General features: G+C 31.3%; 19 protein-coding genes. 3 read left to right on the top strand and 16 right to left on the bottom strand.

All coding sequences use genetic code 11. The features are described from left to right. Positions 1-61 precede the first annotated feature (61 nt). From KA833_RS09520 to KA833_RS09505, 4 genes are all read right to left on the bottom strand, one after another. The gene (locus KA833_RS09520) at positions 62-1951 is read right to left on the bottom strand and encodes a vWA domain-containing protein (RefSeq protein ID WP_210128492.1); all 1890 of its coding nucleotides are present in this window, start codon (positions 1949-1951) and stop codon (positions 62-64) included. Positions 1952-1963: 12 nt separating this feature from the next. Next, positions 1964-2755, bottom strand: a complete 792-nt coding sequence (locus KA833_RS09515) for an ATP-binding protein (RefSeq protein WP_046208285.1) — start codon at positions 2753-2755, stop codon at positions 1964-1966. A 160-nt stretch (positions 2756-2915) separates the two neighbouring features. Next, positions 2916-3119, bottom strand: coding sequence for a DUF6501 family protein (locus tag KA833_RS09510; protein ID WP_019468793.1), 204 nt, complete (start codon positions 3117-3119; stop codon positions 2916-2918). Between the two features lie 23 nt (positions 3120-3142). Then, entirely contained in the window at positions 3143-3952 is an 810-nt protein-coding gene (locus KA833_RS09505) for a VOC family protein (protein WP_046208284.1), read from the bottom strand. 215 nt (positions 3953-4167) lie between these two features. Here KA833_RS09505 and KA833_RS09500 point away from each other — a divergent pair, with 215 nt between their 5' ends. Then, positions 4168-4368 carry a hypothetical protein gene (locus KA833_RS09500; RefSeq protein WP_046208283.1) on the top strand — a complete coding sequence of 67 codons (201 nt, stop codon included), beginning with the start codon at positions 4168-4170 and terminating at the stop codon, positions 4366-4368. 177 nt (positions 4369-4545) lie between these two features. On the opposite strand, the gene KA833_RS09495 is transcribed toward KA833_RS09500, so the two are convergent. The 5 genes from KA833_RS09495 to KA833_RS09475 all read right to left on the bottom strand — a co-directional run bounded on the left by KA833_RS09495 (position 4546) and on the right by KA833_RS09475 (position 9325). Further along, positions 4546-5109 carry a dihydrofolate reductase family protein gene (locus KA833_RS09495; RefSeq protein WP_046208282.1) on the bottom strand — a complete coding sequence of 188 codons (564 nt, stop codon included), beginning with the start codon at positions 5107-5109 and terminating at the stop codon, positions 4546-4548. Positions 5110-5307: 198 nt separating this feature from the next. Continuing rightward, the gene (locus KA833_RS09490; protein WP_064208963.1) at positions 5308-6315 is read right to left on the bottom strand and encodes a Gfo/Idh/MocA family protein; all 1008 of its coding nucleotides are present in this window, start codon (positions 6313-6315) and stop codon (positions 5308-5310) included. Positions 6316-6341: 26 nt separating this feature from the next. Further along, positions 6342-7487 carry a Gfo/Idh/MocA family protein gene (locus tag KA833_RS09485; RefSeq protein ID WP_046208281.1) on the bottom strand — a complete coding sequence of 382 codons (1146 nt, stop codon included), beginning with the start codon at positions 7485-7487 and terminating at the stop codon, positions 6342-6344. Further along, entirely contained in the window at positions 7484-8377 is an 894-nt protein-coding gene (locus KA833_RS09480) for a sugar phosphate isomerase/epimerase family protein (RefSeq protein ID WP_046208280.1), read from the bottom strand. The genes KA833_RS09485 and KA833_RS09480 overlap by 4 nt, the downstream gene beginning before the upstream one ends. Before the next feature lie 81 nt (positions 8378-8458). After that, positions 8459-9325, bottom strand: coding sequence for a sugar phosphate isomerase/epimerase family protein (locus KA833_RS09475; protein WP_064208962.1), 867 nt, complete (start codon positions 9323-9325; stop codon positions 8459-8461). Positions 9326-9449: 124 nt separating this feature from the next. Here KA833_RS09475 and KA833_RS09470 point away from each other — a divergent pair, with 124 nt between their 5' ends. Then, positions 9450-10328, top strand: coding sequence for an AraC family transcriptional regulator (locus tag KA833_RS09470; protein ID WP_046208278.1), 879 nt, complete (start codon positions 9450-9452; stop codon positions 10326-10328). Positions 10329-10346: 18 nt separating this feature from the next. Here KA833_RS09470 and KA833_RS09465 read toward each other — a convergent pair whose 3' ends face one another. Then, on the bottom strand, positions 10347-10934 hold the full coding sequence (locus KA833_RS09465) for a LysE family translocator (RefSeq protein WP_064208961.1): 588 nt from the start codon (positions 10932-10934) through the stop codon (positions 10347-10349). A 112-nt stretch (positions 10935-11046) separates the two neighbouring features. Here KA833_RS09465 and KA833_RS09460 point away from each other — a divergent pair, with 112 nt between their 5' ends. Beyond that, the gene (locus KA833_RS09460; RefSeq protein ID WP_064208960.1) at positions 11047-11595 is read left to right on the top strand and encodes a helix-turn-helix domain-containing protein; all 549 of its coding nucleotides are present in this window, start codon (positions 11047-11049) and stop codon (positions 11593-11595) included. A 526-nt stretch (positions 11596-12121) separates the two neighbouring features. Here KA833_RS09460 and sucB read toward each other — a convergent pair. The 6 genes from sucB to KA833_RS09430 form a co-directional block, all read right to left on the bottom strand. Next, complete coding sequence (gene sucB, locus KA833_RS09455) at positions 12122-13399, bottom strand: dihydrolipoyllysine-residue succinyltransferase (RefSeq protein WP_210128491.1); 1278 nt, start codon at positions 13397-13399, stop codon at positions 12122-12124. Between the two features lie 13 nt (positions 13400-13412). Further along, a complete protein-coding gene (locus KA833_RS09450; RefSeq protein WP_046208273.1) occupies positions 13413-16217 on the bottom strand; it encodes a 2-oxoglutarate dehydrogenase E1 component in 2805 nt (934 codons plus the stop codon). Between the two features lie 184 nt (positions 16218-16401). Continuing rightward, positions 16402-17757, bottom strand: a complete 1356-nt coding sequence (locus KA833_RS09445; protein ID WP_046208272.1) for a HAMP domain-containing sensor histidine kinase — start codon at positions 17755-17757, stop codon at positions 16402-16404. Further along, positions 17754-18416 carry a response regulator transcription factor gene (locus KA833_RS09440; protein WP_210128490.1) on the bottom strand — a complete coding sequence of 221 codons (663 nt, stop codon included), beginning with the start codon at positions 18414-18416 and terminating at the stop codon, positions 17754-17756. Before KA833_RS09440 ends, KA833_RS09445 begins: the two co-directional genes overlap by 4 nt. Positions 18417-18864: 448 nt before the next feature. Continuing rightward, positions 18865-19479, bottom strand: coding sequence for a phosphatase PAP2 family protein (locus tag KA833_RS09435; protein ID WP_046208270.1), 615 nt, complete (start codon positions 19477-19479; stop codon positions 18865-18867). A gap of 18 nt (positions 19480-19497) precedes the next feature. Continuing rightward, a complete protein-coding gene (locus KA833_RS09430; protein ID WP_046208269.1) occupies positions 19498-20571 on the bottom strand; it encodes an undecaprenyldiphospho-muramoylpentapeptide beta-N-acetylglucosaminyltransferase in 1074 nt (357 codons plus the stop codon). Positions 20572-20578: the final 7 nt, after the last annotated feature.

The raw sequence follows: 20578 nt of genomic DNA, 5'->3' as shown, positions 1-20578 counted from the left end.
TGCGTCTATATAAATTTCTGAATATTTCAATTTATGTGTGATTTTATAAATAAATTACGTACTAAAAAGATTTTAATAATAATTTTTTAAGTAATGGTGCAAGATGGCTTGGTAGATTTTCTACACCTTCTACGAAAATTGCATAGTTGCCATAAATGTTATGAATTGTTTCTTCAATATCTTCTGTAATTGGGTCTTGACTTAAAAATACATTAAAAACTTCAATACCAAATTTACGAGCTGTTTCCACAGCTTCATAAGTATCAAGAATACCATCTTGACTATAATTATAAGCTGATGGCTCACCGTCAGAAAACACAATTAGAAAACGTTGATTATGCGCTCTACGCATTAAGCGTTCGCTGCCAATTCTTATCGCAACACCGTCTCTATTATCATCTTGTGGTTGTAATGCCATGATTCTAGGTCCTTCTCGTTTTATAGTTGATTGATCATAAGCAATAATTTCATCAATAATATTAGGTTGTTTTGTATCATCAGCATCAAAGGCATCTTCATTAAATGCTAGTATCTCATGTTTTACGTTTAAAGATTTTAACGTTTCATGAAATAAAACGACACCTTTAATTGTTTCAGACATTTTATCTTGCATACTTGCTGAAGCATCAACTAATAAAGTAAAGGTTGCATCAAATGATTGACTTAAATCTTGTTTTTTATAAAATAATTTATATTGATCATCAATAAACCAATTTAATAGATTTTTTTGTAATCGTCCTTTTGTTAGATTTCGACGCTCATCTTGGTATTCTCTATCTATTGTTTTTTTGATAATTTGTATCAAGTCTTTTGTTTCAAATTGGACTTCTTTTTCAACATCATGATATTCATTATGATATTCAGGTAGTATTTCAGGTATGTTCCATTTAACGTCTACGTTTGCGTTTATCCCTTTTAATGCAAAAGCAGAATGATTGCCTACTGACCCACCTTCTTCACTTTCTACTTGATTCGTAGATCCTTTACCTTTTTTAGTTTGCATATCTGTCATATCATCACCGCTGTCGCCTTCTCTAGCAGTGTCATTATCACCAACAACCTCACTATTTTCACCTTCATGTAGTTCCATTTCTAAATATGCTCCACCTTGTGAAGCACTATCTTGATGATTAGATTCTATATCTTCACTAACACTTTCTTCGTCATGGTCATTGTTTGAAGATTTATCAGTATTACTTGCATCCGTTCGTTTTATATCTTCAAATTTGAGTTCGTGAATGGCTTCATATACTTTTTTAGGTAAATGATAATATTCATTTAACATATCTTCATTTAAGATATCATCAATTTGGAACATAATCCGTTCAGCTAAGTACATATTATCCTCGGACGAATCATTATAGAAAAAATTAGGCAAATATTGATACATATTTGTCAGAATATCATCAATTTGTGGACCAATTTGGGGTATGTCGTAAAAGTTCTCACTTAAAAACGATGATTCCAAATATAAAAAGAGTAAATCTGTAAACGTCTTTTTGGTTTTATATACATTGATTTGAGTCCTAGTATAACTTAATCTAATTTCATTGCGCATGTGAATGGCATCTTTAGTAGACGGCCGTTGTTTAACTATTTCGTTTAATACTCTTTTATCTTCTAATAATTTAAAAAGTTGTTGGAAAAATTTTGGATGCTTAAACGTATTATTATGAATAACTTCGTTGACAACTGTTTCATCCATCAATTTGTAGCCGTAAGCAGCAAGCATGACATCAGTCTTGAGCCCCGTTGTTTCAATGTCATTTCTTCTATGCGACCAAAAAGCACTCGTTATTAACATATTATTGATTGGATCGTAATATGGGAATTTTTGAATTTTAACTTGTGTTTGTTCATTTTTTAGTAATAATCGAGCTAAATCTTGCAACATCATTACTTGCTTTGCATCTAGCTGTTCGTCATTAAATAATATAAAACGATCGCTCATAAATATCCCTCACTAAAAGTTTAATTCTACTGCATTTAATATGGCTTGCTGTTCACGTTCGTCTTCTAGTTTATCGATAATTGTACGTTTAATGGCACGCTCTATAGGCATCACGGTAGCCAAATCACTTAAATCAATTAAAGCACGTATACTCGCTGCTTCTTCAGAAATTTGGCCTTGTTTGGTCATTGTTCGTAAATCTTCATTAAAATTAATGATTTTTTGTATTGTTTTATCATCTGATAATTGGCTTTGATTTTTAATTACATCACTTAAAATATCGCCATCAATATAATCTACTTGAATAACGACAAACCGGTTTTTAAGTGCTTCGTTCATTGGCAATGTACCAATATATCCTTCGTTTATTGCAGCGATTACATTAAATCCAGGGGCAGCATTGATAATTTCACCAGTGAACGGATTTGTTAATTTTCTACGGTAATCTAATACGCCATTTAAAATGGGTAAAGTTTCTGGTTTTGCCATGTTGATTTCGTCGATATAAAGTATATGGCCTTCTTTCATTGCTTTGATAACTGGTCCATCAATAAATACAATCTCTTGTGTGCCATTTTCATTTGTCTGTATCGTTTTAAAACCTAATAAACTTTCAGCGTCTAAATCTACTGAACAATTGACCTGGTGCATTGGACGATCTATTGTTTCGCTCAAAGTCTCAGCTAGCTTTGTTTTTCCAGAGCCCGTTGGTCCTTTTAATAAAATATTTTTATTCAATGCCATCATTGATGTTGCATCATCAAACACAGTTTCATCTTTGTTAATATATTGCGAATTCGTCATTGTTCCTTGCTCCTTTAAAAATAAAATAATTTATAAAATTCATATCATTAAAAATAGACTGGGGCTTGGATAATGTTTGAAATTATATAGCCCTAGTCTTATTAATTTAAGTTATATTTAATATTACACGTTTTCTATTTCACATGTTTCATATTGTAAATTATACCTCTTTAAAATAGGTTTTAAAGTAGCCACCGACAAGTCCAGAGTTGTCGATGATTTGATAATATTCTTCAGTTTCATTTATTACATCATATTGTTGTCCTACAGTTAACATGTCAGACACTGTGAATTTTTGTGCATCTGTATGTGTAACTTCTACTTTTTTAATGGGTGTATGATCTTTCCAAGTTTCATGTAGCATAGCTAAAAATCCTCTCTTTTTTATTATGAAGTTTCTAAGGTTAAAATGAATGTAATACCACTTTTTTCAGTGATTCTTAGTGATCTTTCGCCTTCTTGATCTAATGTTTGATAAGGGATTCCAATGGATTCAAGTTCTTCAATAGTCTTTTGGAATTGTGATTTAGATTCTATTCCAAATTCAATTTGTTCTAATATACCATGTTCCGGCATTAAAATTTCTTCGTCTGATGCGTGAACATGCAGCTCGCCGCCTAAACCACCATCACCAATACGAAAAACTTGTATTTTAAAATTAGCATGGTCGTTAGGAGTATATTCTGCAAAATGTTCTAGGCCAAACACCCTAGTTAAAATAGATTGTGTAAGTACTATATCGTTAACTTTTAAGATAACAGGACCTAGGCCTTGAATTTGATGCAGCGGGTTAACATTACTTTCGAAGGTTGGTATACCGAGTGGTGTACCAGAATTATGTTCATTGGAATAAATATTAAATGTCTGCCCATTTTGATCTTGGAAATTGAAATATTTATGACCGTTTAAATCAGTAGGCGCACCGAAAGCAATTTGATGCTGTTCTAAAATTGATTGATATTCTTCAAGTCCTTCATCACTTGGAACTCTTAAACCGATATTTTCAATATGGTTGTTATTGTTAATATAGTTTGGTACTTCTACAAAATGTATACGTGTACCTGAATTTAATTCAGCATCACCAAAACGTAAAGCTTGTCCTTTATCGGCCACATTTAATCCAAGTATGCTGGAGAATAACTCTTTGGTTTTACTTAAATCATTTGTCCCTGTAGTTACACTTCTAAGACCATTCATTATATTAACCCCTCTATTCATATTCTTTCAATACATTATAACTTATTTTACATGTTATTTGTATGATGAAGTATCTGATTGTGATTGTATTTACAAAATTGTAAATTTTAAACATTGGAGGATTAGCAGAAATGTATTAATATAGGTATATAATAGGAATAATTATTTTATATGTATGAAAAAATTTATTTTAGTTATTTAAGGAGGTTATATATATGTTTGGTACATGGATTTTATTTGGTGTCACAGTACTGATTGCAGTTTATTCAGGTATTACTTTCTTTTCCAATATAAATAATAAAGCAAAACAGCAAAAAGCAAGCAAAGAAAGTATTAAGAAAAATAATATTTATGGAATTGTTTTTCTAGTGTTTTTAATTTTAGCGATTATTGAGCTTTTTGTATTTATTGCTTAAAATAACGCGCTTTAAATTAGCCAAAGATTTTAATATTATTGATGAAATAATATAAATGTCAATTTCTATTGAAAAATTATAGAAATTGACATTTTGTTAATTTTAATGCAAATAAGATAAAGCCCACTTCCCATTTAAAGTTGTTTATGCAAAAATAAGATATTTTTGCTTCTATGTTTAATCTATTTTTTGATAAATCATTTGCACTACACCACTTTTATAAACATGTGTATTACATAATGAGATGTTGACGCGATTTTGATTGTGTTCAAAAAGAGGTTTTCCAGATCCTAAAATGACTGGGTGGATTGAAAGTCTATATTCGTCAATAAGGTTAAGATTTATAAAAGTTGTGATAATATTTGAGCCGCCATAGAGCCAAATGTCTTTGTTGCTATGTTTTTTGATTTTCAAAACCTTGCTACTGATATCATCACCGTTAATAAACTTTGTATGCGCTTTATCATTATAATTTTGGTTAGTAAACACAAATTTCTGCTTGCTATGAATTTGGTCCCACATCATTTTATCTCCAAATTGATCATCCTTTAAATTTGGCATAAATTCTCCCCATAAATCATAACTTTTCCTACCATATATAATAGTATCAATTTGTTCTAGAAAATGATTAAAGTTCATTTCTTCGTCCATGATGCACCAATCAACTTCTCCATTCGGCCCTTCTATATATCCATCCAATGTAATCGCTAAATCTAAAATAATTTTATTTGTGGTCATCATGATTACTCCTTATTTTGGTTATTATCATTATAGTTTATAAAATTACTATTTACAATAAAGCTAAGAATAATAAAAATGGACAGAAATCGATATAAAAAGGATTTCTGACCAGTTCATTAATTAACTTGAATGAGTTTACTTTTAATCGCTATGATTATGTTCCACAATAAATTAAAATACCAAAATTTCATTTGTTTGCTAAATACTCGTAAAATGAATTGTCTCATTTGTTTGTGAAGATTTTTGTATTGCATCTATGATTGCTATTGATGGTAATGCATCTTTAACATGTATATAGTTTTTAGTGTGATTATAAATGGAATCGTAGAATTGATTTATGAGTGTCCCATGACTTGGTCCATAATATGATTTTGTACCTGGCAATTTTTTATCTTCAATAATATGAATTTTGTATCCTTCTTTATTAACACGTGTAAGTATATTATCTTTAATTGTGAATTTTTCATTTTCAAAAATGACTTGAAGTTCGATACTTGAATTGCCAAAATTAGCGTTAGTGGCAAAAAACATTCCATTCGCCCCATTTTTAAATTTAATATGTGCAGAAGCGGTATCTTCGACTTCAATATGATAATCTAACAATTGTGATACATTGCCTTTAATTGTATCAACAGGGCCACAAAGTAATTGCATTAAATCCAAGGTGTGTATGGCTTGGTTGATTAATACACCACCTCCAGCAGTATCTAATTTTCCACGCCATGGTTTATCAGTATAATATGATTCAGGTCTGAACCAAGTAACGATACCTTTTATACCAATGATTTCACCAAACTTTTTGCTTTGTACTATCTGTTTTAAAGTTTGAAATGTTTCATTAAATCTATTTTGAAAGCAAACACATATTTTAGTATCTGGATATTTTTGCTCTAATTGTATTAATTTTAATCCTTCTTTAGTATTAATTGATAAAGGTTTTTCTTGCAAAACATGTATACCTCTTTCTACACAGGCAGTTGTCGCAGATACATGTAAATGATGAGGCAAACAAATATGTACACAATCTAGATCCACTTCTTTTAACATATTTTCAAAATTTGTAAAAAATTGAGCATTGGGTACTTTAGTTTGCATGGCGTTATCAATATCACATGCAGCTACTAATGCTACATTGGAATTTGCCTCTATCGTATTGAGATGTATTGCTGAAATATCACCTAGTCCTATAATTCCAATTTTCAACATATTACCAGCTCCGATTTTAAACATTTTTAATGTGCTTCGTTTTGAATTTGTTGCTTTAATGCATCTTTAAATTCTGAGGGATTTACTGGAACTGTTACTTCTTTACCTGTCCAACTAGATAAATAGATTGCATTTACTAAATTCACGCCATTTATGCCGTCATTTCCAGGCGCAATTAAAGGTGTCCCGTCAATGATATTAGCGGCAAAATTTTCTAATACATTTATATGTTGCTCACCCCATACACTTTCAAATTCAAATGTTTGCTGATCATAAATATTTTCTAATCCGTTGCCTTTAAAGATTTTAGCTGCTTCTTCCCAAGACATATTTCGATTCATTTGTGTTTCTGATTCTTTTAGACGTGTCAATGTGATTGTCTTACTATCTTCAACTAATATTTTGCCATTATCACCTGTGATTTCTAAACGATCAGTACCGATAATATCGTGGGTACATGTAATGAATACACCTGTCGCACCATTGCCATAATCTAGAATGGTTGTTACATCATCATCAACCGCTAAATCACGCTGATAGCCATATTTAATATTTGAAAACACAGATTTTGGCATCCCACATAGCCACTGTAATAGATCTATTTGGTGTGGCGCTTGGTTTACTAAAACACCGCCGCCTTCTTCTGACCATGTAGCTCTCCATGAACTTTGATCATAGTATGCTTGAGGACGCCACCAAGTCGTGATGATCCAATTCGTACGACGAATATTTCCAATTACACCGTCATCAATAAGAGATTTTACTTTTTGATAAAGTGGATTTGTGCGTTGATTAAAGAATATCGCAAATGTTAAATGTGGTTTGGATGCTGCTAATTCACTTATTTCTTTCACTTTTTCAGCATAAATATCAGCCGGCTTTTCAAGTAAAGCGTGAATATCCCGTTTTAAGGCTTCTTTACCTATATCAGTATGCAGATAATGAGGAACGGTTGTAACAATTGCATCAACATCCCCACTTTCTAGCATAGCGATATAGTCATTATAAAATGGTACATTAGGATAATGATTTTTTACTTCATTTTTCTTTTCAGTATTGATGTCGCAAATCGCTCCAATTTCAATTTGTGGAATTTTACCAGCTTTAATAAATTCAGCATACGTACTCCCTTGAGCGCCCAAACCAATAATGCCTAAACGAATTTTTTTCATTGTGTATTCTCCTTATTGTTTATATTCGATAATATTTTCAAAAGTGCTTCATATTGCATTTTATATCCTTCTGCACCATCTTTTGCAGCAGAATTTTGAATTGTTTCAGTTGAATGTTCTAATTCTAAGTCTTTAATAGCATCAAAAACGACAAGATGCGGTTCAAGTGTTAAGAATCCTTGATAACCTGATTCAAAAAATTGTACTAAGATACTTTCAATCTGACCATCACCTGTACCACATAGCACATTAACATTATCTTTGTATACTGCATCTTTAATATGGATATACGCTATGTCATCTGAAAGTAAGTCGTAACAGTCCTGTGTATCTTCTCCACATTGGACAAAGTTCGCAAAATCAAATATCGCCTTGAAATTTGGAGAGTTTACTTCATCAAGAATAAGTTTACATCGACGAGCAATATCACCAAAAATATCTTTTTCATTTTCATGTAACAGTACAATATTGTATTGCTCAGCTATTTTTGCAAATTCCTTTAATTTTGAAATCACTACATTTTTATAATCATCAAAATTGTCTTTTTTAGGAATATAAAAACTAAATATTCTAATATACTGACAATTGAGCAATTGACTTATTTCACATAATGATTTGAGCATTACTAATTGTCTTTCAAACGCTGCTTCATCATCTATATAAATTTTGCCAATTGGTGAACCTATAGATGATACTCCGATATTCCATTGCTTTAAGCGAGGAATTACATCTTTCTTAATCATTTCTACTGAGTAATCACCAATATTTTTATCATCAATTCCACGTAAGGAAATATAGCTCATGCCTAGCTCATTTACCGTTTTTAACTGTGTTTGAAAATCTGAAGCGATTTCATCAGAAAATCCAGAGATCTCAATATTTTTAAACATCGTATCTACATCCTTATCATTTTGATAGCGCTTACTTAATTAAATGTAAATAAGCACAGAATATTTATTTTAGAGTAAACATTAAAACCAAGATTTATAACCCAGATCATATAAGTGGTCCCGGCTAATTGTTAAACAATTATATGGATCTTCGCCGTATAGCTCGTCTTGTTCAACGAAGAAATATTCACTGCCACTTTCACGTCCAATTTCAATAATATCCTTAAGCGGTAAAGTGCCTTTTCCTAATTCAGCAAATTGAGTAATCATATGTAACATATAATATAATTTTTCATGTCCTTCGCCAGGGTATTGTGACATATCTATTTCACCTACTCGATAGTCTTTTAAATGTATAGCACGAATACGATTTGCATATTTTGGAATGACATCTATTGGATTAAGTCCTGCTCTCCAAATCCAATGGATATCTAGTTCGAAACCTAAATGATTTGTATGATCTCTCATTAAATCAAGCATAAATTGTCCATTGTATTGAACAAATTCTAAATTATGGGCATGATAGTATAAATCAATGCCTTCTTCTTTAAGTCTTTTGGCATAAGTTTCACAAATTTCAGCAAATTGTAAGGTGCTTTCTTTGGATCCCATATAGTTAATTGGTAACATTCCTATTCTCAAAATAGAACAGTTCACAGCTTTACAATCAGCTACAATTTTATCGAAATCATCTTCTAATGTATCTCCAGGATATTTTTGTTTAGCAGATATATGCTCTACACCACAGGACATTGCTGCAATATTCATTCCAAAATCATTAATCGCTTGTTGCATTGCTTCAATATTCTGTGGGTTCATGTCGATTTGAGAAATTTCGACCGCATTATAACCTAAATCACTGACTTTCTTCAGTACGTTATATAATCCTTCTTCTTGTACTTTTTGTTTGAGCATCATCATTTGAACGCCAATTTGAGTTGATGTCATATTCATTCTTCCTTTCAAAAATATTTATATTTTAGTGTTATAATATAATTATAATTTGAGGGAAAAATAACAACATTGTAAATCATGGAAAAAAGTATGTTTTTTGAGCAGGAGGGATATTTTCATGAAAGATAGAGAAACATTTACCCAACAATTTGATACAATTTCATTACCCTTTGATGGTCAATACGCCGCATGGCATAAAATAAGTGACGGTCATTTTGGAAATGAATTACATTATCATGATCATTATGAAATATTTTTTTCATTATCTGGAAATTTGCTTTATACCATAGAAGGACAATCTTTTAATTTAGAGGTTGGCTCAATGCTCATTATTCCACCATACGAATTCCATCGTTTGGATGAACAAAAGGATGGTCACGCAGAGCGTATCGGCTTACGATTTGATGCTGAAATAATAAATGAACTTTCTGTAGAAAATTGTGATCTAAGCGTGTGTTTTGATAAATATTCATCTAAATTTAAATATCTATTGCAGTTATCGGAATATCAAAAAAGAGAATTATATTATTTGTTACAAGGTTTAATTAATGAACAAGATAATCAAGCTTTTGGTAAAGATTTAGCTGCTAAATCTTTACTGACACAGTTTTTAATCATACTTAATAGAGTAGCAATAGAAAATGAAGGTATCGTTGATTATAGTGATGACCCATCTAGTCACTTAGTTAGACAGGTATTAGACTATATGGAATTACATTACAGTCAGGAAATATCATTAGAGCAACTTGAAAATAAATTTTTTGTAAGTCGACATAAAATCACGCAACAATTTACAAAACTAGTTGGCTATCCACCATATCGTTATTTATTAAATCTGCGTTTGCAAAATGCTCAAAGGTTATTAAAAAATGGAGAAAATCCACAACAAGTAGCAACTCATTGTGGTTTTAGTGATTATTCGAATTTTTACAGAAGATTTAAAACCTCATATGGTTGTAGTCCGCGCGAATTTTCACAACAATATGATAATCATTAAATAACAATCATTTCATAACTAGTGTATTAAAATATTTATAGCAACATAAACTAATAGACCAGCCATGACAAAATTAAATATACGTTCATGTGTTGATATAAATGATTTAAATAAAGAACCTAAAACACCCCAACTCAAAGTACCTAAAAAACCGATAATAGCCAGTAAGATAATAAAGGGTAATTGTTTTTGCCAATCCGTAGAAAAAGGTGTGATAAAAGTAGAAATTACTGTTAAAGCATAAATAATTCCTTTAGGATTAATGAATTGTAGCATTACACCAGATTTTAAACCACTGAGCTTGTGACTAAAAGTTTGCTTTGTCCCATAAATAGAACTCATAGAAATCTTTAAAGCTAAATAAAGTAAATATATAAATGCAAATATTTTCATCAAAAATTCAATTTTAGGAAAAGCGGCATGCAAAGTTGTATTAAATATACTGGATATTAGTAACAACAAAAGAAAACCAAATCCAACACCAATTGAAAATCGTAAGCTGCTTTTAAAATTTAAATTTTGAGAAAAAAACAAAGCCATTATATTATTAGGACCGGGTGTAAAGCTTGCAACAACAGCATATATAAGCATAGATATTATTAACATTTTAATCTCCCTCACGTATCAAAACATTATAACGTCCAAATTTACGTTATAATGTTTGGTCTTTAAAGTATATGGTTTATACGTTATATTGTAAATAGAGGTGCTTAAATTGATGAGAGAAATTAACGACATTATAGCTGAAAATTTAAAATTATATAGAAAACAAAGTGGTTATTCATTGGAACAATTATCTGATGTCACAGGTGTAAGTAAAACAATGTTGGGACAAATAGAACGTAAGATATCCATTCCATCTATCACAACATTATGGAAGATAGCAAATGGTTTAAAAGTATCATTCACAGAATTAACACAAGAAAATAGCAATATTATACAGAAAGTTAGTTTGAATGAAATACAACCCTTAATTTCAGAAGATAATAAATATAAAGCATATCCTCTATTTAAGTTTGATATTGAAAAGAAGTTTGAAAGCTATATGGTTGTTATTGGAGTTGAAGGGCAAATGGACGGGTCGCCCCATGGATCAAATACAATGGAATATATCACAGTCTATGAAGGTACCTTAACACTTATATTAGATGGAGAAACCTTTGTTATTCATAAAAATGAAGCTATTAAATTCAATGGAAATATATTTCACCAATATTTAAACCAACATGATGAACCTGTGTACTTACATATGACTATTCATTATTAATAATATCAATAGATTGAAATGAATATTTTTACAGCTTTTCATGTTTGATGATATGGATATGCTTAATTTGATAAATTCAGGGAGGACAATATTATGGTCAATCCTCAAATGAAAGATTTAAAACCACTTGAAATAATATTATTAATAATAGCTACAATGTTATTTGTTTTTCATATTTTCATAAGTTTTAATATCATTCATGTATCTGTTCTACTATCCATCTTAAGTCTAACTCTATCTATTTTCATTTTAAGTTATGTATTTTTTAAGCAAAATTTTAAAGTTACAGGCTACATCTGCTTAGCTTGTGCTTTATTATTAGTAATAATATCTATCATATAATACAAAAGCACTTAAATAATTTAGGTGCTTTTTATTTTATATTCAAATCATTACAATGACTTTCAACAGTAAAATAATACTAGAGCGTGCATTTGAATGTTATCAAAAATGAAATAAGCACATAAAAATACAACGACGCTGAACGTCGTTGTATTAAGGTTAGTAAACTATTTTGTGTTGTGGATTAAGATTCTAATAGTAAATCTTCTGGATTTTCAATTAATTCTTTAATAGTTTTTAAGAAACCTACTGCTTCTTTACCATCGATGATTCTATGATCATAACTTAATGCAATGTACATCATCGGACGGTTTTCAATTGTGTCTGCGTCGATAGCAATCGGACGTGTAATAATAGAATGCATACCTAGAATCGCAGCTTGGCTACCATTAATAATTGGTGTAGACATCATTGAACCAAAGATACCACCATTGGTAATAGTAAATGAGCCATTTACCATATCATCTAAACCTAATTTTTTATCACGCGCTTTGATAGCTAAATTAGCTATTTCATCTTCAATTTCGGCAAAGTTTTTCTTATCACAATCTCTTACAAATGGTACGAGTAATCCGTCATCTGTAGATACGGCAACCCCGATGTCATAGTATTGTTTCGTAATCATGTCTTCACCATCAATTTCAGCGTTTACTTCAGGGTACTTTTTCAATGCTGCTACTGATGCTTTTGTAAAGAATGACATGAAACCTAGTTTTGTACCATCATGATCTTTAATGAATTGTTCTTTTTTACGTTTACGTAAGTTCATCACATTTGTCATATCAACTTCATTAAATGTTGTTAGCATTGCTGTATTATTAGATACTTCTAATAACTTTTTGGAAGCTGTTTTCTTACGACGAGACATTTTTTCTCTGATAACTGGTTTTGTTGGGTTTTGTGGAGCTGCTTGTTTTTTAGGTTCTTCTTTTGATGATGATTGTGCAGCTTGTTCATTCTTATTATTTTGTGATTGATCAACATGTTCTTTTCTAACAACATCATTTGATTGCGTTGCTACTTCGGATAAGTCAATGCCTTTTTCACGTGCATATTTACGTGCAGATGGTGTCGCATTAACACGTTGTCCTTTACTTTGTGAATCGTCAGCAGTACTTTCATTATCATTTTGAGCTTCTGATTTTGGTTGCTCTGATTTTTCGTTACTATCAGCTGCTTGTGATTCAGAATTATCTTGTTTAGGTGCTTCTGAATTATTATTGCCACTTCCTTCGCCTACAACAGCGATAGATTGGCCAACTTCTACCGTATCACCTTCATTTGCAAGTAATTCTTGCAATACACCAGCTTCTTCAGAAACTACTTCGACGTTTACTTTGTCTGTTTCTAATTCAAGGATAGCTTCACCTTTATCTACACTATCACCGACTTGTTTTAACCATTCTGCAATGGTACCTTCTGTAATGGATTCTGCTAATTCTGGAACTTTTACCTCTGGCATGCTTAACTTCCCCCTAGTTAAATTTTGTGCTTTGTTCGATTATCATATTTTGAACAAGTTTGTGTATTTCTCCATCACCTTCAGCAGGAGCTGAACGTTGAATACGGCCATGATAGCTTAAATCGTATTTATCTGTAGTTAATTCTTTCAGATATGGATAAACAAATGACCAAGCGCCTTGGTTCTTAGGTTCTTCTTGTACCCAAGCTACATTTTCTAAATGAGGTAATTCATTTAGTAATGTTTCAATTTCTTCAGCTGGGAATGGATATAATCTTTCCACGGCAACTAGTAAAATTGAATTATTTGGATTTTTTGCTAAATATTCTTTTAAATCAATAAACATTTTACCTGACGCTAGAATTACTTTTTTAACAGCTTCTTTATCATGTTCTTCTGGTAAAATTGGTTCGAATTTTCCAGATGTAAATTTATCAATTGGGTCAGCAACTGTTTTATTACGTAAGAGACTCTTAGGAGACATTACTACTAGTGGTCTCATTGATTGTGTACCTAAGCTAGCAGCTTGAGCTCTCAGTAAATGGAAGTAGTTACTTGAGCTTGATAAGTTTACTACTGTACTGTTATTTTCCCCAGCTAATTGTAAGAATCTTTCTAAACGTGCAGATGAATGTTCAGGCCCTTGACCTTCAAATGAATGAGGTAAGAATAGCGTTAAACCTGAACGTTCCCCCCATTTAGCTCTAGCACTAAATAAGAAGTTATCGAATATCATTTGAGCCATATTAGAAAAGTCTCCATATTGGGCTTCCCAAATTGTCATACAATCTTTATTTTGCACATTATAACCATATTCAAAACCAACAACCGCTGCTTCTGATAGTGGCGAGTTACGCACTTCAAAAGTTGCTTTTTGTCCTGGAACATTGTGAAGTGGGATATATTCTTCACCTGAATCAGGGTCATGGAGTACGGCGTGACGGTGACTGAATGTACCACGTTCACTATCTTGTCCAGTTAAGCGAATAGGCGTACCTTTTTGAGTGATTGTTGCGAATGCTAATTGTTCTGCTTGAGCCCAATCAACTAATCCATCTTCGCTCTCAAAAGGCTCTCTTCTTTTCTCTAAGACTTTATTTAATTTTTTAAGAACATTAAAGTTAGATGGATATGATAGCATTGCATCATTAATTTCTTTAAGTTGTTCATAACTTACATCCACATCGACACTTTGGAGTGGTTCGGCAAGACTATCTGGTTTTTGCATATCTGGATTATCCATCTTGTCGTTTTTATCTATTTCATCATGAGCGGCACGGAGTTCTTTTTGAACTTCATCAAAGATTTGATTCATTTGATCTTCAGAAATAATATTATCTTGAACTAATTGATGACCATAAAGTACATCAACAGGGTCATGTTTTCGAATATTATGGTATGGTAACGGATTGGTAATGGATGGTTCATCCATCTCATTGTGCCCATATCTACGATAACCAACCAAATCAATGACAACATCTTTATGGAATTCTTTTCTAAACGCCATAGCAATTTCAATTGCTTCAATAGTTGCTTCAACATTATCTGCATTAACATGCATGATAGGTACATCGTAGCCTTTTGCAACATCAGATGAATACGTTGTAGAACGACCATCTTCTGGCTCAGTTGTAAAGCCAATTCTATTATTAGTGATTATATGGAGTGTACCACCTGTTGAATAGCCGTCTAAATTTTCTAAATTCATAGCTTCGAAGTTAATACCTTGTCCTGGGTAAGCAGCATCACCATGAATCAATATTGGCATAGATTTATGGAAATCAGTATGAACTTTTCCAGGTTTGTCGGTATCATCTTGATTTGCACGTGTTTTACCTAATACAACCGGCGCAACGATTTCAAGATGACTTGGATTATTCGCAAGAGATATGCGCTGCTCACTGCCATAAGAATTTGTAGTTTTTACACCACCGAGATGGTATTTTACATCTCCTGACCAACCTGAAGTTAATTCTAAACTACCATCTTTTGGTAGGAATTTCATTGGATCAGTGTGCATGAATTCAGAAATCATCATTTGATATGGTTTTTCTAACACATGTGTAAGTACATTTAATCTACCACGGTGGGCCATACCTATTTGTATATTTTGAATGCCTTCGTCACTAGCAAGTCTTAATGTTTGTTGTAACATTGGCACTAGTGTGTCTACACCTTCTATTGAGAAACGTTTTGCGCCCACAAAGTTTTTGTGTAAATATTTTTCGAAGCCTTCTACATGTGCTAAGTTTTTAAATAATTCAATCTTTTGATTATCGTTTAATGTTGCTTTGTATGGTGTTTCTATTCTACGTTTTAACCATACACGTTCCCTATTGTTATTGATATGTGTATATTCAAATGCAATAGGTCCTTTATAACGTTTTTCCATACGAACAATAGCTTCATAAGCATTATCGTAAATATCTTTAAAGTGTTCAGATACAATACCTGCTGAAATTGACTCTAGTGTTTCTTTATCCAAATTAAAATCTTCAATATTTAATTTTGGAACATTTTCTCTTTCAGGTTTGTTAACTGGATAAATATCTGCCAATAAATGCCCATATTGACGTATGTTATCTATGAGACGCATAACACGTTTAATCGTGCTATCAGCTTTAGTCGTATTTTGTTGACCATCAGCTGTATTTGTTGTGATGTTTGCTTCACCGTTTTTGATTGTACTAAATAGGACTTGTAAATCTTCAGGGACTGAAGCTGGATCATTCAAATATAAATCATATAGATCTAAAATGTATCCAAGATTTGCCCCGAAATTTACAGGTGCCTGGGTAACCTGACTTTCGTTGCTCATATTACACCCTCCACAAAATAGTTAAAACGCTTACAAATCAATAATAGCATTAAATAAACGCAAATTAAAGTATCAATAACTAGTTATATGAAAAAAGCAGAACCTGATTTTATTTGGCTCTGCTAATTGTATTTTCATTTTATAGCGTAACATATTTTTACTTGAATGAGTAACCTGTTAATAATCAAAATGTGATTTTAAATGTCGTGTATTTTCCTACTTCACTTTCTACATGAATTGTCCCATGATTTAATTCAATGATTTTTTTAGCTATCGATAAACCTAAACCATTGCCACCTAACTTTCTGGAACGGGATTTATCAACTCTATAGAATCTGTCAAAAATAAAATCTATATCCTCTTTTGGAATACCTACACCATGGTCAGTGATTTCAATTGATATTTGTTTGTTCCTTAGATTTGTTTGAATTTGAATATATTTATTAACTTGATCATATTTCATGGCGTTATCAATGAAGATAATTAGTACTTGTTCAAATTGATAACGGTCTATTTTTATATTAAGCGGTTTTTGATAAGGTACAAATTCAAAAACATAATCTTGATGAAGTTGTTTTAGTGATTTAATTCTGGATGTAATCTCTTGATTAATTTCTACACTTTCGGTTTCATTTTCTTTACTATTGTTGTTATCTTTTGTTAACAATAATAATTCTTCAACTAATTTTGTAATTCTAGTCATTTCTTCTAAGGATATGTCGAGTGACTCTTCAAGAATTGCTGCATCTTTTTTGCCCCACCGCTGTATCAAATTTAAGTGACCCTGAATAATTTGTAATGGAGTTCGTAGCTCATGTGAAGCATCTTCAACAAATTGACGCTGTTGGTTAAACGATTCTTCTAATTGGAACATCATTTCATTAAAAGTGACAATTAAATTATCTGTTTCTTCATAATTAGTAACTAAGTCCACTTTTTCTTGGAAACCATCACGACGAATTTGCTGCATTTTATTAGACATTAAGATTAATGGTTTTGTAATTTGTGCAGAGAAGAAATAACTTACCATTGCAGTTATAAAAGTAGCAATCACTCCAAATATGAGTGCAATAAAATACAATGAATTGACGAGTGCATTATAATTCTCTAAAGAATGAATGATTACGCTATATCCTTTAAAATGGTGCGTATTAATCCGGTTTGTAATAATTAAATAATCGTTGTTATGGTATTTTTTTATTAAAGCCGTATCAATTTCTTTAGGTTTGAAATTAGGTGAATAAACGATATCGTTGTCATTTGAAGTCTCTATTTGTTTTTCACCATTTTTATTATAAAGAATCACTTTTTGAAAATTACCTAACGAAGCATTTAAGTCTAATGGTGTAATATCATTCAATTGTTTAGATTCGAAAAGTTGAATGATATCCGATGAACTTCTTTCAGCTTCGCTTAGTTCGTTGTGACGTAATGCGTTACTTAGAAAGAATATGATAATTAAACTAAATATAAATATGGTTGAAAACGTAATCGTTGTTGTGATAATCATCCACTTGGTTTTTAATTTACGCTGTTTCATTTTCTAACCACATATCCCACGCCACGTACAGTTTCTATGATTTTATCTTTATTATATGGTTTAAGCTTATTTCTTAAATAGCGGATGTATACATCAACAACGTTAGTTTCAACTTCTGAATCATAACCCCACACATCTGCGATAATTTGTTCACGCTGTAATACATGATTACGATTTTCAGCTAATAAGGTCAATAAATCATATTCTGTTTTCGTCAAATCCAAAGAATTACCATCTACAGTTACTTTAAAGCCATCTCTATCTATAATAATGCCTTGCATGTCGATGATGTTCTTTTGCGGCTGTCTACGTAACATTGCTCTTATTCTTGCTAATAATTCTTCAATATCAAAGGGTTTTACTATATAATCATCTGCCCCATAATCTAATCCAGCTACTTTATCGTAAGTGTCACTTTTTGCTGTGATAATAATTATAGGAGTGGATTTATTTTGTCTGACTTGTCTACAAATTTCTAAACCATTTATATGAGGTAGCATCAAATCTAACAAAATCAAATCGTAATCATTTGTTAAAGCTTTTTCCAACCCAGGTTTGCCATCATATTCAATATCTACTGCATAGTTTTCGTGCTCTAATTCTAACTCGATGAAACGTGCAAGATTTTGTTCATCTTCCACAATTAAAATTTTTGTCATTGCTTACACCTCAAAATATATAATATATGAAATAACAGTTTATAGAAAGTAACAGGGTATTAAAAATAAAATAAGATATTGAATATAAATAAGTATAACGATGTTGAAATAAAAAATAAGAAAATATTCGAAATCTAATTGACAATTATTCTCAGTGTTGTATAATGTAATTGAAAATGATTATCAATACTACATAGACATTCCCCCCACACATATTTGTTTTAGTAGAATTGATCATTTTCGTAAATATCCCCTTTTATATGCCCGTAAAAGACTAACGTTGTAAATCAACGTATATATAGAAACCGGTTTGCATTATGAAATCGGTTTTTATAATAATTTTTGACACAATTAAATTAAGTTTGAGATATAAGTATCTCAGATGAATTTAAAAAATGGCAATTTCTATTTTATATAGAAATTGCCATTTGTTCTATTTCGTTATTTTTTAAATTTTTAATTTGTGTCTTAATATTAATGTTGATAATACGACACAAAAAGCACCACCAATGATACCGGCAATGATATCAGTTGGATAATGAACACCAAGATATACTCTTGATGATGAAATTAAAATAATAAATAGTGCTGAAAGACCTATCATAATTCCTTTTGTTTTACCTTTCAAGACACGATTAGCAATGTAAATGGTACTGCCAAAGAAAGCGGCTGACCCCATTGCGTGTCCACTTGGAAAACTAAAACCAGAGATATCTATGAGACGTAATAGTGTAGGTCGTTCTCTGTCAAATACGTTTTTTAATAATGGGTTTAAAGTACTTGATAAACTCATTGCTATTGCAAAGAAAAGTGCCTCTATATTTAATTTTTTAAGCATTAAATAGGCGATAAGTAATAATGATAAACAAACCATTGCCCATACTTCCCCGATTTTAGTTACTCCTAAGAAAAATGTAGTAGTTATAAAACTTTCAGAAGAATATATGAATTCATAAACTTCATTGTCTATCCATTTCCCTAATCTTGATTCATGGAAGGATGCAATAATGCCAAAAATTAATGTAAAAATAATGAGTAGACTTATTCTTTTCCAACGACTCATTGCGTATCCTCCCTATTATTAGTTATTTGCATCTTTAATAATTTTATGAAATAAATCTTGGCGTGTAAAACTTTCTTTGTATGTTTGCATCTGAGTTATAATAGATTCACGGTGAGTTTCGATATCTTTTAACTGATCGATGAGTTTATCCTCGGTTAAAGTGTCTTCAGGAATTGTTCTTCCAAAACCTTTAGATTCAAAATTTTTCGCATTGTCAATTTGATCTCCTCTAGATTGGTCAAGGCCTAATGGAATTAAGAGCATTGGAATTCTTAATGCCAAGAATTCATATATAGCGTTTGAGCCAGCACGACTAATAACTGTGTCTGTTATCGCTAATAAATCAGTTAAATCGTCTTTAACAAATTCAAACTGAACGTATCCTTCTTTATTTGTCAAGGATTGATCCAGCAATCCTTTACCAGTTAAATGAATCACTTGATAATTATTTAATAATGCGTCTAAATTATCTCTAATAATATCATTTAACTTTTTACTTCCAAGGCTACCACCCATGATTAATAAAACCTTTTTATTATCTTTAAATTCTGTTAATTGATAGCCTCTATTTTTATCACCACTTTTTAAATCTTCCCGCACTGTAGCACCTACAAAATCCGCTTTTTCACTCGGCAGGTATTGTAATGTATCCTCAAAGGTTGTATAAATCTTTTTAGCAAACTTTAAAGCAATTTTATTTGCTAGTCCGGGTGTTAAATCAGATTCATGTATAATAGTTGGAATTTTTAGGGATTTAGCAGCGATAACTACAGGCACAGATACAAAACCACCTTTTGAGAATAATAGGTCAGGTTTTTCTTTTTTTAATATGCGTCTTGAATCGAAGATACCTTTTAATACTTTAAAAATATCTTTAATATTTTCAAAAGAGATGTATCGTCTTAATTTACCGCTTGAAATTTTATGATATGGGATTTCTGGTAATTGGGATTCAATCATTTCTCGTTCCATACCATTTTTGGAGCCGATATAAAATGCTTCATGTCCTTCTTCTAAAGCTGTTGGAATCAAACTTAGATTAACAGAAACATGTCCAACAGTACCGCCACCAGTAAATGCGATTTTTGTCATATTATTA

This window comes from Staphylococcus sp. GDY8P67P, from assembly GCF_017892545.1.
GTDB lineage: Bacteria > Bacillota > Bacilli > Staphylococcales > Staphylococcaceae > Staphylococcus > Staphylococcus ureilyticus.
The sequence above is the reverse complement of the archived record's forward strand: the minus strand, read 5'-3'. Positions and strand labels throughout refer to the sequence as shown.

Excerpts from the sequence above, each read along its gene's own strand:
- KA833_RS09430 (WP_046208269.1), bottom strand. The coding sequence starts at position 20,571 with ATGACAAAAATCGCATTTACTGGTGGCGGTACTGTTGGACATGTTTCT.
- KA833_RS09475 (WP_064208962.1), bottom strand. The coding sequence starts at position 9,325 with ATGACATCAACTCAAATTGGCGTTCAAATGATGATGCTCAAACAAAAA.
- KA833_RS09520 (WP_210128492.1), bottom strand. The coding sequence starts at position 1,951 with ATGAGCGATCGTTTTATATTATTTAATGACGAACAGCTAGATGCAAAG.
- KA833_RS09435 (WP_046208270.1), bottom strand. The coding sequence starts at position 19,479 with ATGAGTCGTTGGAAAAGAATAAGTCTACTCATTATTTTTACATTAATT.
- KA833_RS09485 (WP_046208281.1), bottom strand. The coding sequence starts at position 7,487 with ATGAAAAAAATTCGTTTAGGCATTATTGGTTTGGGCGCTCAAGGGAGT.
- KA833_RS09490 (WP_064208963.1), bottom strand. The coding sequence starts at position 6,315 with ATGTTGAAAATTGGAATTATAGGACTAGGTGATATTTCAGCAATACAT.
- KA833_RS09460 (WP_064208960.1), top strand. The coding sequence starts at position 11,047 with ATGAGAGAAATTAACGACATTATAGCTGAAAATTTAAAATTATATAGA.
- KA833_RS09465 (WP_064208961.1), bottom strand. The coding sequence starts at position 10,934 with ATGTTAATAATATCTATGCTTATATATGCTGTTGTTGCAAGCTTTACA.
- sucB (WP_210128491.1), bottom strand. The coding sequence starts at position 13,399 with ATGCCAGAGGTAAAAGTTCCAGAATTAGCAGAATCCATTACAGAAGGT.
- KA833_RS09450 (WP_046208273.1), bottom strand. The coding sequence starts at position 16,217 with ATGAGCAACGAAAGTCAGGTTACCCAGGCACCTGTAAATTTCGGGGCA.
- KA833_RS09515 (WP_046208285.1), bottom strand. The coding sequence starts at position 2,755 with ATGACGAATTCGCAATATATTAACAAAGATGAAACTGTGTTTGATGAT.
- KA833_RS09440 (WP_210128490.1), bottom strand. The coding sequence starts at position 18,416 with ATGACAAAAATTTTAATTGTGGAAGATGAACAAAATCTTGCACGTTTC.
- KA833_RS09470 (WP_046208278.1), top strand. The coding sequence starts at position 9,450 with ATGAAAGATAGAGAAACATTTACCCAACAATTTGATACAATTTCATTA.
- KA833_RS09495 (WP_046208282.1), bottom strand. The coding sequence starts at position 5,109 with ATGATGACCACAAATAAAATTATTTTAGATTTAGCGATTACATTGGAT.
- KA833_RS09500 (WP_046208283.1), top strand. The coding sequence starts at position 4,168 with ATGTTTGGTACATGGATTTTATTTGGTGTCACAGTACTGATTGCAGTT.
- KA833_RS09505 (WP_046208284.1), bottom strand. The coding sequence starts at position 3,952 with ATGAATGGTCTTAGAAGTGTAACTACAGGGACAAATGATTTAAGTAAA.
- KA833_RS09510 (WP_019468793.1), bottom strand. The coding sequence starts at position 3,119 with ATGCTACATGAAACTTGGAAAGATCATACACCCATTAAAAAAGTAGAA.
- KA833_RS09445 (WP_046208272.1), bottom strand. The coding sequence starts at position 17,757 with ATGAAACAGCGTAAATTAAAAACCAAGTGGATGATTATCACAACAACG.
- KA833_RS09480 (WP_046208280.1), bottom strand. The coding sequence starts at position 8,377 with ATGTTTAAAAATATTGAGATCTCTGGATTTTCTGATGAAATCGCTTCA.